The organism is Rhizobium phaseoli, assembly GCF_001664385.1.
Classification (GTDB): Bacteria; Pseudomonadota; Alphaproteobacteria; order Rhizobiales; family Rhizobiaceae; genus Rhizobium; species Rhizobium phaseoli.
In genome coordinates this window covers 84,074-97,925 of the sequence record NZ_CP013534.1, presented here as the reverse complement: position 1 = coordinate 97,925, position 13,852 = coordinate 84,074, and the positions used below count along the sequence as shown (strand labels likewise).

Sequence of the window (13,852 nt, the reverse complement as noted above, 5' to 3'; positions counted from 1 at the left end):
CAGAAGAGCGCGCAAAATTTCTCTTGTCACCTGCTTATTATGTATATACATGTTTCAGCATAAGGAAAGGCGCAAAGCTGATGACCGGGAACAATTTTTCAGACGAAACCGCATCCGCCGATACCAGGCCGGTGCTGTGGCGCAACGCCCGACTGGCGACGCTCGCGCCTGATAGTCCCGGTCTCGGCATCGTCGAAAAGGGTGCCGTGCTCACCGAAAACGGCCGTATCGCCTTTGCCGGCGCCGAAAGCGAACTGCCGGCATCGGCCATCGAACGCTCCGAGATCGTCGATCTCGAAGGCCGCTGGATGACACCCGGCCTCGTCGACTGCCACACCCATATCGTCCACGGCGGCAATCGCGCCCGCGAGTTCGAGATGCGGCTTGAAGGCGCGACCTATGAGGAGATTGCGCGTGCCGGCGGCGGCATCGTTTCCTCCGTTCAGGCGACCAATGCGATGTCGGTCGAAGAGCTCGTCGCCACAGCTCTGCCGCGGCTCGATACGCTGCTTGCCGAAGGCGTGACGACGATCGAGATCAAATCCGGCTATGGTCTCAACCGCAGCGGTGAAGTGAAGATGCTGCAAAGCGCCCGCCTGCTCGGCCATGTCAGACCGGTGCGCATCGCCACCAGCTATCTCGGCGCCCATGCGACGCCTGTCGACTATAAGGGCCGCAACGGCGACTATCTCGACGATGTCGTGCTGCCCGGCCTCGACGACATGCATAATCTCGGCCTTGCCGATGCCGTCGACGGCTTCTGCGAAGGGATCGCCTTTTCGACAGCCGAGATCGCCCGCGTCTTCGACAAGGCCAAGGCGCTTGGCCTGCCTGTCAAGCTCCATGCCGAGCAGCTCTCCAATCTGGGCGGCGCCAAGCTGGCGGCCGCCTATGGCGCGCTTTCGGCCGATCATCTGGAATATCTCGACGAGGAAGGCGTCGCCGCAATGGCCGCCGCCGGCACCGTCGCCGTGCTGCTGCCCGGCGCCTTTTACGCGATCCATGAAAAGCAGAAACCGCCGGTGGAGGCACTGCGCCGGGCCGGCGTGCCGATCGCAATCGCCACCGATTGCAATCCGGGCACCTCGCCGCTCACCTCGATGCTGCTCACCATGAACATGTCGGCGACGCTGTTCGGCCTCACCGTCGAGGAGTGCATCGCCGGCGCCACCCGCGAAGGCGCGCGCGCGCTCGGCCTCATCGGTGAGACCGGAACGCTCGAAGCCGGCAAATCCGCCGATCTCGCCGTCTGGAATATCGAGAGCCTTGCCGAACTCGTCTATCGCATCGGCTTCAACCCGCTTCATACACGCGTCTTCAAAGGCGAAAGGAACGGTCGATGACCATCACCCTCCACCCGGGCTCCGTCTCGCTCAAGGATCTGGAAATCATCTATTGGACCGGTGAGCCGGCAAGGCTCGATCCCGCCTTCGATGCCGGCATTATCAAGGCCGCCGCCCGCATTGCCGAGATCGCCGCCGGCAATGCGCCGGTTTACGGCATCAACACCGGCTTCGGCAAACTCGCCTCGATCAAGATCGACAGCGCTGACGTCGCCACGCTGCAGCGCAATCTCATCCTGTCGCATTGCTGCGGCATCGGCGCGCCGCTGCCGGAAAATATCGTCCGGCTGATCATGGCGCTGAAGCTGGTCTCGCTCGGCCGCGGCGCCTCCGGCGTTCGGCTGGAGCTGGTGCGGCTGATAGAAGGCATGCTCGAAAAGGGCGTCATTCCGCTGATCCCGGAAAAGGGCTCGGTCGGCGCCTCCGGCGATCTTGCGCCGCTTGCCCATATGGCCGCGGTGATGATGGGCGAGGCCGAAGCCTTCTTCGCCGGCGAACGCCTTTCCGGCGCAGCTGCCCTTGCACGGGCCGGGCTGAAACCCGTCGTGCTCGCCGCCAAGGAAGGCCTGGCGCTGATCAACGGCACGCAGACCTCGACGGCGCTGGCGCTCGCCGGCCTCTTCCGCGCCCATCGTGCCGCGCAGTCGGCGCTCATCACCGGCGCCATGTCGACCGATGCGGCGATGGGGTCCTCGGCGCCCTTTCATGCCGATATCCATACGCTGCGCGGCCATAAGGGCCAGATCGATACCGCAGCCGCGCTTCGCGGGCTGCTCGAAAACTCCGTCATTCGCCAGAGCCATATCGAGGGCGACGAGCGCGTGCAGGATCCCTATTGCATCCGCTGCCAGCCGCAGGTCGACGGCGCCTGCCTCGACCTCTTGCGTTCGGTCGCCCGCACCCTCGAAATCGAGGCCAATGCCGTCACCGACAATCCGCTGGTGCTGTCGGACAATTCGGTCGTATCGGGCGGCAATTTTCACGCCGAACCGGTCGCCTTCGCCGCCGACCAGATCGCGCTTGCCGTCTGCGAGATCGGCGCGATCTCGCAGCGCCGCATCGCGCTGCTGGTCGACCCGGTGCTTTCCTACGGCCTGCCGGCCTTCCTCGCCAAGAAGCCGGGCCTGAATTCCGGCCTGATGATCGCCGAGGTCACCTCGGCGGCGCTGATGTCCGAGAACAAGCAGATGTCGCACCCGGCCTCAGTCGATTCGACCCCGACCTCGGCCAATCAGGAAGACCATGTCTCGATGGCCTGCCACGGCGCCCGCCGTCTGCTCGGCATGACCGAGAACCTGTTCGGCATCATCGGCATCGAGGCGCTGACCGCAGCCCAAGGCGTCGAATTGCGCGCGCCGCTGTCAACGAGCCCGGAGCTTGGCAAGGCGATCGCCGCGATCCGCGCCAAGGTGCCGAGCCTCGATAACGACCGCTACATGGCGGGCGACCTCGCCGCCGCAGCCGAACTGGTGGCGACGGGCGCGCTGAACGCCGCGGTTTCCTCGGGCATTCTGCCGGTTTTGGAGGGTTGATCGTGATGAATGTGCACCTGGCACCCCCCTCTGCCCTCCCGGGCATCTCCCCCACAAGGGGAGAGATCGGCTGGGCGTACCCGCTCGCTCCAACATCGATTGTTTGGGGAGATACCATCCGCGCGTCGATCTCCCCCCTTGTGGGGGTCCGAAGGACGGGTCGAGACCCGCGGCTCGACCCCGGGTCCGGCAGGACAGAGGGGGGTAATGCCCCCAGCGCCGGAGCGCTTTGCCCATGAGCACCCCCGTCTTCGAAATCCGTCAGGGCACGTCGCCCGTCATCCTCGCCTTCCCCCATACCGGCACCGACGTGCCGCCGGCGATCTATGACCGCCTCAACGACAACGGCCGGATCCTCGCCGATACCGACTGGCACATCCACGAGCTCTATGACGGCCTGCTGTCCGACTCGACGACGGTGCGCGCCACCTTCCACCGCTATGTGATCGACGCCAACCGCGATCCGGCCGGCGTCAGCCTCTATCCCGGCCAGAACACCACCGGTCTCGTCCCGGAAACGGACTTCGACGGCAAGCCGATCTGGAAGGATGGGCAGGCGCCTGACGAGGCCGATATCGCGGCACGGCTGCGGGACTTCCATGCGCCCTATCATGCCGCCCTTGCCGCCGAGATCGAGCGCGTCAGAGCAATGCACGGCGTGGCGGTCCTCTATGATTGCCACTCGATCCGCTCCCATATCCCCTTCCTCTTCGAAGGCAAGCTGCCGGATTTCAACATCGGCACCGATATGGGCAAGACCTGCGACGGCGCCATCGAGCAGGCGACGCTCACCGTCGTCGAAGCCGCAGAAGGCTATGACAGCGTGCTCAATGGCCGCTTCAAAGGCGGCTGGACGACGCGCCATTACGGCAAGCCGGAGACCGGCGTGCACGCGATCCAGATGGAGCTCGCGCAATCGACCCATCTGCAGACGGAAGCGCCGCCCTTTGCCTACGACGCCGCTAGAGCGGACCGGCTTCGCGTCCATCTCAAAGACATTCTGGTGCGCATTGAGCAGATCGCACCAGGCCTGAAACGATAACGATCACTCGACAGGGGAACCGCCATGAGCAATCCACGCCATAACATCCGCGAAATCCGCGCACCCCGCGGCAACGAGCTCAATGCCAAGAGCTGGATGACCGAAGCGCCGCTGCGCATGCTGATGAACAATCTCGATCCCGATGTCGCGGAAAATCCGAACGAGCTCGTTGTCTATGGCGGCATCGGCCGCGCCGCCCGCACCTGGGAGGATTTCGACCGCATCGTCGCGACGCTGAAGACGCTGACGGAAGAAGAAACCCTGCTGGTGCAGTCCGGCAAGCCGGTCGGCGTCTTCCGCACCCACAAGGATGCGCCGCGTGTGCTGATCGCCAACTCCAACCTCGTGCCGCATTGGGCGACCTGGGATCATTTCAACGAGCTGGATAAGAAGGGCCTTGCCATGTACGGCCAGATGACGGCCGGCTCGTGGATCTATATCGGCACGCAGGGCATCGTGCAGGGCACCTACGAGACCTTTGTCGAGGCCGGCCGCCAGCATTACGGCGGCAATCTCAAGGGCAAATGGATCCTGACCGGCGGCCTCGGCGGCATGGGCGGCGCCCAGCCGCTCGCCGCCGTCATGGCCGGCGCCTGCTGCCTCGCCGTCGAATGCAACCCCGACTCGATCGATTTCCGCCTGCGCACCCGCTATCTCGACGCCAAGGCCGAAACGCTCGACGAAGCGCTCGAGATGATCGACCGCTGGACCAAGGCCGGCGAAGCCAAATCCGTCGGCCTGCTCGGCAATGCCGCCGAAATCCTGCCGGAAATGGTCCGTCGCGGCATCCGCCCCGATATGGTCACCGACCAGACCTCGGCCCACGACCCGATCAACGGCTACCTGCCGAAGGGCTGGACGATGGCCGAATGGAAGGCCAAGCGCGAAAGCGATCCGAAGGCGGTCGAAAAAGCGGCACGCGCCTCGATGCGCGAGCATGTCGAAGCGATGATCGCCTTCTGGAACGCCGGTATTCCGACCCTCGACTACGGCAATAACATCCGCCAGGTCGCCAAGGACGAAGGCTTGGAAAACGCCTTCGCCTTCCCGGGCTTCGTGCCGGCCTATATCCGGCCGCTCTTCTGCCGCGGCATTGGTCCCTTCCGCTGGGCCGCCCTGTCGGGCGACCCGGAGGATATCTACAAGACCGATGCCAAGGTGAGGGAACTGACCCCCGGCAATACCCACCTGCACAACTGGCTCGACATGGCGAGAGAACGCATCTCCTTCCAGGGCCTGCCTGCGCGCATCTGCTGGGTCGGCCTCGGCGACCGCCACCGCCTGGCTTTGGCCTTCAATGACATGGTCAAGAACGGCGAGCTCTCCGCCCCGATCGTCATCGGCCGCGATCACCTCGATTCCGGCTCCGTCGCTTCGCCGAACCGCGAAACCGAGGCGATGAAGGACGGCTCCGACGCTGTCTCCGACTGGCCGCTGCTGAACGCACTGCTCAACACCGCGTCGGGCGCCACCTGGGTATCGCTGCATCATGGCGGCGGCGTCGGCATGGGCTTTTCCCAGCACTCCGGCGTCGTCATCTGCGCCGATGGCACCGACGATGCGGCAAAGCGCCTCGAGCGGGTGCTCTGGAACGATCCGGCGACCGGCGTCATGCGCCACGCCGATGCCGGCTACGACATCGCCCTCGATTGCGCGAGGGACAAGGGCCTGCGCCTACCCGGCATTCTCGGGAACTGAGACCCATGCGGATCCTGCGGGCCGGCGATCACAAGCGCATGCCGTGGAAAAACGGCGGCGGCGAAACGGTGGAGATCGCCGTTTCGCCCGAAGACGCCGGCCTCGCCGGCTTCGACTGGCGCGTCAGCATGGCGACCGTCGCGGCCGACGGGCCATTCTCGATCTTTCCCGGCATTGACCGAACGCTGGCAATCCTCGACGGCAACGGCATGGTGCTCGAGATCGAAGGCAGCGCGCCGGTGCTGCTGACGACGGCGAGCGATCCGCTGGCCTTCCCGGCAGATATCCCGGTGGCTGCCAGGCTCCAGGACGGCGCGATCACCGATCTCAACGTCATGACGCGCCGCGACGGTCTCGCCCACACGCTGATCCGCATCGACATCGACGGCGGCACGTCCGTGCCGCTGACGTCGTCGACATGCCTGCTGCTTTGCCATCGCGGCGCATTGTCGTTCAGGCGGGACGGTGAGAGCGGCACGCTTGCGGCCGGCGATGCGCTGCTGATTGCGGATGCGGCTGGAACCGCACTGGAAATCGACGGCGAGGCCAGATGTTATCTCGTCTCGATCGCCACGCCCTGATCTTCGCACAACGGATTGAAAAAACGGGACAATCGAAAAATGGCTTGGGCCTTCGCAGCGACGATTGCGATTTCCGGCCATGGACGTCATTCCTACTTTTGGTCTAAACTTCGCCTTGCTGATGCAGAAGAAGACCTAGACTGTCCGGACGTGCCGGGTAGCAATGGAGCAGGCGTGACGGATCCCTACGATATTCTCGGAGTTGACCGCGATGCGGACGAGGCCCAGCTGAAGGCCGCCTACCGGCGCCTGGCGAAGGTTGCCCACCCGGATTCGGGCGGCGATTCGCAAGCCTTCGACCATCTGCAGAAGGCCTATGCGCTGCTTCTCGACCCGGTCCGCCGCAAGGTTTACGACGACACCGGCTATGATGTCGAGTTCGCCGATGCCGCCGAGCTGCAGGCGCTTGTCATCATTGAGAAGCTCGTCACCGACGCGGTGCTCGACGAGCGCGCGCCCGGAAGTTTCGATCCCGTCGCCGTGATGCAGGACAGCCTGTCGGAGGAACTGCGCAAGGCGCGGTTCAGCAAGAGTGAACTGGAACGCCACGCCTCACGAGTCGGCCTGCACCTGGAGCGGCTAGAAAAACAGTCCGGCCGCGATGTGCTCGCGCACATGTTCCGCGCCCGCATCGAGGCGATCGGCAAGGCGGTGGCCGAAACCGAAGCGAAGATCAAGGCGACCGAACGCGCCGCCGACATGCTGAGCGGCTATGTCTACGACATCGATCCGTCGCTGTTGCCGGAGGCCTCGGTCACAAACCTCGAATGGATCGAGCCCTCCAGAAACCGCTCCACCGGCTAACGAAGCGCGCTGACGCGTCAATAGGACAGCTTCGGATACCAGTCCGGCGCGCGGCCTTCCGGCGTCGTGTCGATCAAGGTCCAGAGCGGCATCAGGTCGGGGGCGCCGCGCGGGTCCTCGCCGGGATCCGAGGTGACGTCGCCCATTTCCTGGCTCCAGAAGTGGCGGATGGTGCCGTCGCGCCGTGTGAAGACGTTATAGGCAGGGTCATCGCCCCCGCCTTTGCCGATGGCGTTGTAGTCGCGGCTGTAATCGCCCGTCGTGTCGGAATAGAGCGGCAGGTGATGCCATCCGCGTTCCTTCTTCAAGGCAAGCAGCTTTCCGATCGGCGAGCGGGCTACGACCGCAAGGGCGGCGCGTTGCTGGATGTCAGGCACCTCACCGTCCCAGGCCGACAGCAGCGAGGTACACATCGGGCATGGGCGCTCGCGCTCGGGGCCGAACATGTAGCTGTAGACGATCAGCGTCTCCTTGCCGGCGAAGAGTTCGGTGAGCCAGATCGGCCCGTCGGCACCTTCGAAGCGGTAATCCTTCTTCACCGCGCCGCCCGGCGGCAGCGCCCGGCGCTGTCTCGCGACGCGCTCGATGTGCCGGCGCAATTCGATCTCCTCGGCAAGCAGCGCGTCGCGGGCTCTGCGATATTCCTCGCTCTCGTTGGGAAAACGGACGCCGTTTTTTGCCGCGAGCACGGCGGCGGGTACCAGCTGTTGATCATCCATCACATATCCTCCTTCTATCGTCGCGCGGCTCTGGCGCTCAAAGGATGTGCCGCGATCGCAACGGATTTCCAGCACATCGTTAGAATGACGATCGGCAGATGCGAAAATCGACAGGACCGGCTGGAAAAATCCGCTTTCGAGGAGGAGTGGAACAGAAAACCGCGGTAGCGACCGAGGCGACCGGCATGAAGAACTTCATGCCGGTGCTACCGTTCGCGTGATGCCGTGCCGCTTCTCTGTCTTTCAGTGCTTGAGAACGACCTTCCCGGGAGCACCCGCCGCAACCGCATTCTGGGCAAGGCCGATCTGCTCCAGGGTGAAGGTGTGGGAAATCGGGATCACCAGCTCACCGCTGGCGGCGGATGCCAGAATAGCGTCGAGCATGGCCGCGTCGGTGCGATGGTAGAGTTCACGGACGATAACGCGGCCTGCGGTATTGGCGCCTTCCGGCACCGGAACGATGCTCGCAACCGTGCCACCGTCGCGGACATGACCGATGAGGTTGCCGGCCACCGGGCCAGCCGTGCTGATCGCATAGTCGAAGCTCGGGCTTGCGGCGGCAACCGTGATGTCGAGCGCTTCGCCCGCCAGCCCCCGGCCTTCGTTCAGCCGCTCGGGCCGGACGCCGGCAACCGGCTGGGCGCCGATCTGCTTGAGGTATTGGATGGCGGACCGTCCGACCGTGCCGAGTCCGCCGGAAACCAGAACCCGTTCGCCGGCCCTGACGCCGAGCGCTTCGACGGTCTGCCGGCCGGTAAGACCTGCCTTGACCAGCGAGGCGCCCTGCTCGAAGCCGAGTGCGGCGGGCAGCCTTGCGATGGATGTCGAGGGAACGACACCATACTCTGCATGGGCGCCCTTGCCGTTTGCGGCAAAATCGGCGACGACCCGCTCGCCGACCGCAAAACCGGTCACGCCTTCGCCGAGGGCCGAGATGGTGCCGGCGGCGTCACCGCCGAGCACGGCCGGCAGCGGAAGCGGGATATACTGGGCCATGAGGCCCTGGCGGAGAATTAGATCGAAAGGGTTGACGGCGGATGCCTCGATCTTGATCAGGACTTCGCCCGGTCCGGGCTTCGGCGCCGGAAGGTCCGCGATTTCAAACTGGTCGACATCACCGTAGGATTTGAGAAGTGCCGCTTTCATGGCGTCTCCAGAATTTCAGCGTTTCGTTGCGCCTATGCCCAATTGCCGCCCGGCAGCCGGGCACAGGCGATTTCCGGATAGTGCCGTCTCAGGCCGTGGCGGGACGACGCGCAGTGTCGAGCGTCCAGGCGCCGCCGCCGGCAAAGGCGATGTAGAAGAAGATGAAGCAGAACAGGATGGCGCCTTCGCCCATGTTGAGCGCCGGCCAGAAGCCATACGGCATGTGGCCCATGAAGTAGGCGGCAGCCATTTCGCCCGAAGCGATGAATGCTGCGATGCGCGTTTGAAATCCGACGAGCATCAGAGCAGAGGTGATCACCTCGATCGCGCCTGCAACCAGCATGATGGTGGGCAGCGGATAGGGGACGCCTTGAATCGGACCCGGAAACTGCAGAAACTTCATGGTTGCATGTTCGAGGAAGAGTAAGGCCGCCATGATGCGCACAAGTGCGAGGACGTATGGCGTCCATTTGCCGGTATTGGTCATCGAGTTTCTCCAACGAGGTTGAGGGGAGGTCAGGCGGCGGAGGCCGCCTTCTTGAGTTCCTGATTTTCTTTCCAGAGCCTTATCGACACGGCGAAGACGGCCTGACGGTTCCGCTGGTCATTGCAGGTCTCCGTTCGCGGGCGCGGCTGCGGGGACCCGGCCGAAACGGAAGCTCGATGCGGTGAGCCCGCCGGCGAAGTCCTTCTGGTGATAGGTGGTCGCGCCGGCTTCGTTCTCGGCGGCGCCGACCACCACCATCAGCGGGATGAGATGGTCTTCGCGCGGATGCGCCGCCCGCGCAGCCGGCGCCTGCTGCCAATCGAGCAGCCGCTCGGCGCGCTTGTCGCAGGCCGTGTGAACCAGCGTTTCCTGAAGCCAGGCGTCGAAGCGGCGGGACGGCTCATATCCGCCCGTGCCGCGCATGGCCGAAAGGTTGTGATAGCTGAGACCGCTGCCGATGATCAGGACGCCCTCGTCACGCAACGGCGCAAGTGCCCGGCCGACGCTGATGTGCAGCGCCGGATCGTAACCCGCATCCAGCGAAAGCTGCACGACGGGGATGTTCTCTTCCGGATAGAGCGGCTTCATGATGCTGAAAGTGCCGTGATCGTAACCGCGGGTCGGATCGAGCACCGCTTCGATGCCGCTCGCCCGCAGCTGATGCTGCACGCGGTTTGCGAGATCGGGCGAACCGGGGGCATTGTAGGTGATGTGATAGAGGTGTTCGGGAAAGCCGTAATAATCGTAGACCATGCCCGGCTTGACGCCCGACGATATGGCAAAACCATCCTCTTCCCAGTGACCCGAGACCACGAGGATCGCCTTCGGTGCATCACCGAGTTCGGCACGCATGTCGACCAATGACTGTTCGAGCACATCGAAATTGCGGCGGAATTCACCCGTCATATAGGGCCAGGGGCCGCCGCCATGGCTGACGAAATAGGTCGGGAGTCTGGAATTTGTCACCGGCATTGTCCTTCGCATCATTGCCACGAGCACGGGGGCGGCACTTCGATGGGAAGATTTTGAATTTTTCTCCATTATTGATCAATGTGGCAAATATTGAAGAACCATTTCCTGGATGTTGATGATCAATGGATACGTTGACGAGCCTGCGGGTGTTCTGCACCGTCGCCGAACTGAAAAGCTTCACCGCTGCCGCCGATCGCCTTGGCGTTTCACCGGCAATGGCGAGCAAGCATGTGATGCAGCTCGAGAATCGGCTGGGGACGCGGCTGCTCAACCGAACCAGCCGCCATGTCAGCCTGACGGAGACCGGGCGGCTTTATTTCAACCAAACCAGGGAGATGCTCGAACGGCTGGACGAGGTGGAAGACGCCATCGGCAATGTGACGGTGGCGCCCCGCGGTACCCTGAAATTGAGTGCGCCGGTTTGGGCGGCAACCGGCTATTTTACAGACATGCTGGCAGCCTATAACCGGCGCTACCCCGATGTCTGCCTGGACTTGGATCTCAGCGGCCGGCTGGTGAACCTGGTTGACGAAGGTTTCGATCTTGCGCTGCGGGCAACGTCGCAGGACCGGCTCGATCCCGGTCTCGTCGCCCGCCCACTGACGAATGTGCAGTTTCGTCTCATGGCCTCGCCGGATTACCTCGCGCGAACCGGGCGGCCTCAAAACGTCGCCGAACTCAACGGCCATGCATTGCTTCGCTACTCCGGCGTCAACCTCGGGGAAAGCATGTCGCTGGAAGGTCCTGACGGACCACACAAGATCACCTTCCGCACGGTGATGCTGAGCGACAACGAGACAATTATGCACCTCGCGGCCCTGCGCGGCATGGGCCTCGCCTTCCTGCCGGCGTGGATGGCCGAGCAGGATCTCGAAGCCGGCCGCCTGGAAATCGTGCTTCCCGCCATCACGCTCGGTTTCAACAGCACACTTTACGCCGTCTATCCGAGCCGCAAATATCTCTCCGCCAAGGTCCGCACCTTCATCGACTTTCTGACGGCGAGCACCCGGGAGATAGGATAATCCTGCTCAACGAGAAACGGCGGCGCGAAAAAAAATCTCACTTCGGAATCCCGAAATTCCCCCGCTTCGGGATCCCGAAATACGCCGGCTTTTTTGCCCCGCCACGGTGGATAGATATGTAATGATTTCAATCCCGCAGCCAATTTCGGGATTCCGAAGTGCTATATAGATTTTGGTGGGGATACCTCAAGATCGCCCAACTTCGAAAGCGAGGCCTCGAGAGCGGAATGTCCGAAAGCAAAAAGGGCGCTCGACCCTTGCGGGGAGCGCCCTTATCCTGTCGGACGGCAAAGGGTTCGACGACGTCGATACCCCAAGCATCCGTTTTTCAGGCAGGGCTGCTATATGCGCCCTTTGCCTCGCCGTTTCAAGGGCCGATCTGCATGATAATTTTGCGATCCGCTAAAAGGCGACGCCGGTCACGGGGTTGACCACCGGCCGTTCGCTTTTGTCCCTTTCCCCGGCCGGCTGCACGGCTGGCGGCGCCATCGATTCTGAGTCGGCGGGCTCGGGTTTCTCGGGAACGGCGGCGACATCCTTGGGACGGCGCTGCTCCGGCTTTACGTTTTCGTCGTTTGTCGACATTGTCTGTCTCCTTTCCAGGAACAAGTCGCGGCTGTCGACATGGTTCCAATGGCGGATGGAGGACTGCCGATGCTTGACCGATTTCTGCTCGACGGCCCGGAGGATGCCCGCTTCACGATCCTGCTTGCGCATGGCGCCGGCGCGCCGATGGATTCGGCGTCGATGACGGCAGCGGCGAAAGCGCTTGCCGACGCCGGTTTCCGCGTCATCAGGTTTGAATTCGCCTATATGTCCGCCCGCCGCAGCGGCGTCCGCAAGCCGCCGCCGCGCGCCGAAACGCTCAATCCCGAATATGAGGCGGCGATCGCCGCGCTCGGCGCAAAGGGCCCCCTCATCATCGGCGGCAAGTCGATGGGCGGCCGTGTCGCCACCATGGTCGCCGACGATCTCCATGACAAGGGGAAGATCGCCGGCCTCCTCTGCCTCGGTTATCCCTTCCATCCGCCCGGCCAGCCGGACAAGCTGCGCACGGGCCATCTCAAGCGGCTGGCGACGCCCGCGCTGATCTGCCAGGGAACGCGCGACGAGTTCGGCACACGCGACGAGGTGCCGGGCTACGATCTTTCCGACAGGATCGAGATTCTCTGGCTCGAGGATGGCGACCACGACCTGAAGCCGCGCAAGAAAATCTCCGGCTTCTCCGCTGCCGATCACCTTGCCACCATGGCCAAGGCGGCCAAGGCATGGGCTGAGCGGTTGCCGGTTTAAGCGCCGGCTTTCGGCTGCCGTCGTCGGCTTGCAAGCTTCCTGACGTCGATGCGCCGATCAGTGGCCGAAACGGTGATCTCGAAATGATCGGCCTGGACGACGTCGCGAATATTGCGCGGCCGGTGCGCGGCGATGTTGACGCCGCCGCGCAGCCGCACGCTGTCATAGAGAATGCCGGCGCCGCCGCTCGAACGCACCTGTTCTCCGAGCAGCTGCGAGGACGCATAGCTCGTGCCGTCATAGACATTGGGCCGGAGCGTCTGTTCGCCGCGAATGTCGAGATAGTCGCCGATCAGGGTGGCCACGTAGCTTCGATAGGTGCGCGCCATTGTCGTCACCCCACGGGCGACAGCCTCGCGCCGGAGATGATGGCCGACCTCGGCCGCGGCTGTCTTGAGATTGTCGGCGGCATACCAGGCGCCGAGATCGGGGCCGTTGAAGCGCATGCCGCCGGGCGCGACATGCAGGAATGCCGCCATGACGATGCTTGCATTCGGGCTGCCGTAGACCCATTCCGTCTCCGGAAGCCGCCGGATGCGGTCGGCGACGAGACGATCGTTGGTCCAGCCGACGAGGTCCATCACGGCCTCGAGATCGGCCGCCCTCGCCACCGTCTCGAAAAGTCCTATCGGCGGAAATTGCGACGGAATCAGCCGGTAGGACGGCCGCGGCGCCTCGGCATAACGATCGCTCACCGGAAGACGATGTCCGTGTCTTCGTAAGGCGTGAAGGTCTCGTCGAGCCTGGTGGGCGGCATATAGAGGCCGCCGCGCGCGCCGTCGAGGAACCGGCGCACGGTCATCAGCCCGTCCTGGGTTCCGTTGGTGACGATAGCGAGCGGCGGATGGCCGCCGAACACCGGCGCCTGGTGCGGCGTGCGCAGCCAGGCGACGCCGGCCCGTTCATCGGAAAACAGCACGCCAAGCGCCTGATGAATGCCGAACACGGCGGAAATCCGGGTCAGCGTATCGACATCGAGCGTGAAAGCCCCGTGTTCGCGCGCCTGCTTGGCCCAGCTGTGATAGGTCGAGCGGGAGGGATAGCCGAGCACGAGCAGCCGCTGCTCTTCGTTCAAACCCCAGAGATCGGCAATCGCCAAGAACGTCCGCAAGGCCGGCGGGCTCAGCCGCCGTCGGTTTGCCGGCGCAAACCGCTCCGTTTCCAGCCGTTCCGGCTCCCGCTCCCTGCGTCGCGCGTGCTGCATGATGCTCTC

General features: G+C 63.9%; 15 protein-coding genes. 8 read left to right on the top strand and 7 right to left on the bottom strand.

What is annotated here, in order from left to right; translation table 11 throughout:
• The first annotated feature begins 80 nt into the window (after positions 1-80).
• From hutI to AMC88_RS23765, 6 genes are all read left to right on the top strand, one after another.
• Positions 81-1,343, top strand: coding sequence for an imidazolonepropionase (gene hutI / locus AMC88_RS23790; RefSeq protein ID WP_064826295.1), 1,263 nt, complete (start codon positions 81-83; stop codon positions 1,341-1,343).
• Positions 1,340-2,875 (top strand): histidine ammonia-lyase, encoded by a 1,536-nt coding sequence (gene hutH, locus AMC88_RS23785; RefSeq protein ID WP_064826161.1) that lies wholly within the window; start codon positions 1,340-1,342, stop codon positions 2,873-2,875. The genes hutI and hutH overlap by 4 nt, the downstream gene beginning before the upstream one ends.
• A gap of 235 nt (positions 2,876-3,110) precedes the next feature.
• A complete protein-coding gene (gene hutG, locus AMC88_RS23780; RefSeq protein WP_064826160.1) occupies positions 3,111-3,917 on the top strand; it encodes an N-formylglutamate deformylase in 807 nt (268 codons plus the stop codon).
• 24 nt (positions 3,918-3,941) lie between these two features.
• Complete coding sequence (hutU, locus tag AMC88_RS23775) at positions 3,942-5,615, top strand: urocanate hydratase (protein ID WP_016736553.1); 1,674 nt, start codon at positions 3,942-3,944, stop codon at positions 5,613-5,615.
• 5 nt (positions 5,616-5,620) lie between these two features.
• Positions 5,621-6,196 carry a HutD/Ves family protein gene (locus tag AMC88_RS23770; protein ID WP_012490464.1) on the top strand — a complete coding sequence of 192 codons (576 nt, stop codon included), beginning with the start codon at positions 5,621-5,623 and terminating at the stop codon, positions 6,194-6,196.
• A gap of 174 nt (positions 6,197-6,370) precedes the next feature.
• A complete protein-coding gene (locus AMC88_RS23765) occupies positions 6,371-7,000 on the top strand; it encodes a J domain-containing protein (protein WP_012490463.1) in 630 nt (209 codons plus the stop codon).
• A gap of 17 nt (positions 7,001-7,017) precedes the next feature.
• Here the strand turns inward: AMC88_RS23765 and AMC88_RS23760 are convergent, their stop codons facing one another.
• From AMC88_RS23760 to AMC88_RS23745, 4 genes are all read right to left on the bottom strand, one after another.
• Positions 7,018-7,719, bottom strand: coding sequence for a DUF899 family protein (locus tag AMC88_RS23760; RefSeq protein WP_064826159.1), 702 nt, complete (start codon positions 7,717-7,719; stop codon positions 7,018-7,020).
• Between the two features lie 243 nt (positions 7,720-7,962).
• Positions 7,963-8,865, bottom strand: a complete 903-nt coding sequence (locus AMC88_RS23755) for an NADP-dependent oxidoreductase (protein WP_064826158.1) — start codon at positions 8,863-8,865, stop codon at positions 7,963-7,965.
• Between the two features lie 88 nt (positions 8,866-8,953).
• A complete protein-coding gene (locus AMC88_RS23750; RefSeq protein WP_064826157.1) occupies positions 8,954-9,352 on the bottom strand; it encodes a DoxX family protein in 399 nt (132 codons plus the stop codon).
• A 117-nt stretch (positions 9,353-9,469) separates the two neighbouring features.
• Positions 9,470-10,318, bottom strand: a complete 849-nt coding sequence (locus AMC88_RS23745) for a DODA-type extradiol aromatic ring-opening family dioxygenase (protein ID WP_150126764.1) — start codon at positions 10,316-10,318, stop codon at positions 9,470-9,472.
• 128 nt (positions 10,319-10,446) lie between these two features.
• On the opposite strand from AMC88_RS23745, the gene AMC88_RS23740 reads away from it, so the two are divergent.
• On the top strand, positions 10,447-11,346 hold the full coding sequence (locus tag AMC88_RS23740; RefSeq protein WP_064826155.1) for a LysR family transcriptional regulator: 900 nt from the start codon (positions 10,447-10,449) through the stop codon (positions 11,344-11,346).
• A 402-nt stretch (positions 11,347-11,748) separates the two neighbouring features.
• On the opposite strand, the gene AMC88_RS23735 is transcribed toward AMC88_RS23740, so the two are convergent.
• The gene (locus tag AMC88_RS23735) at positions 11,749-11,931 is read right to left on the bottom strand and encodes a hypothetical protein (protein ID WP_016736542.1); all 183 of its coding nucleotides are present in this window, start codon (positions 11,929-11,931) and stop codon (positions 11,749-11,751) included.
• Between the two features lie 69 nt (positions 11,932-12,000).
• On the opposite strand from AMC88_RS23735, the gene AMC88_RS23730 reads away from it, so the two are divergent.
• A complete protein-coding gene (locus tag AMC88_RS23730; protein ID WP_064826154.1) occupies positions 12,001-12,639 on the top strand; it encodes an alpha/beta hydrolase family protein in 639 nt (212 codons plus the stop codon).
• Here the strand turns inward: AMC88_RS23730 and AMC88_RS23725 are convergent.
• The gene (locus tag AMC88_RS23725) at positions 12,636-13,334 is read right to left on the bottom strand and encodes an RES family NAD+ phosphorylase (protein ID WP_064826153.1); all 699 of its coding nucleotides are present in this window, start codon (positions 13,332-13,334) and stop codon (positions 12,636-12,638) included. The genes AMC88_RS23730 and AMC88_RS23725 overlap by 4 nt on opposite strands.
• Positions 13,331-13,843, bottom strand: a complete 513-nt coding sequence (locus tag AMC88_RS23720) for an MbcA/ParS/Xre antitoxin family protein (RefSeq protein ID WP_010012843.1) — start codon at positions 13,841-13,843, stop codon at positions 13,331-13,333. Before AMC88_RS23720 ends, AMC88_RS23725 begins: the two co-directional genes overlap by 4 nt.
• Positions 13,844-13,852 lie beyond the last annotated feature (9 nt).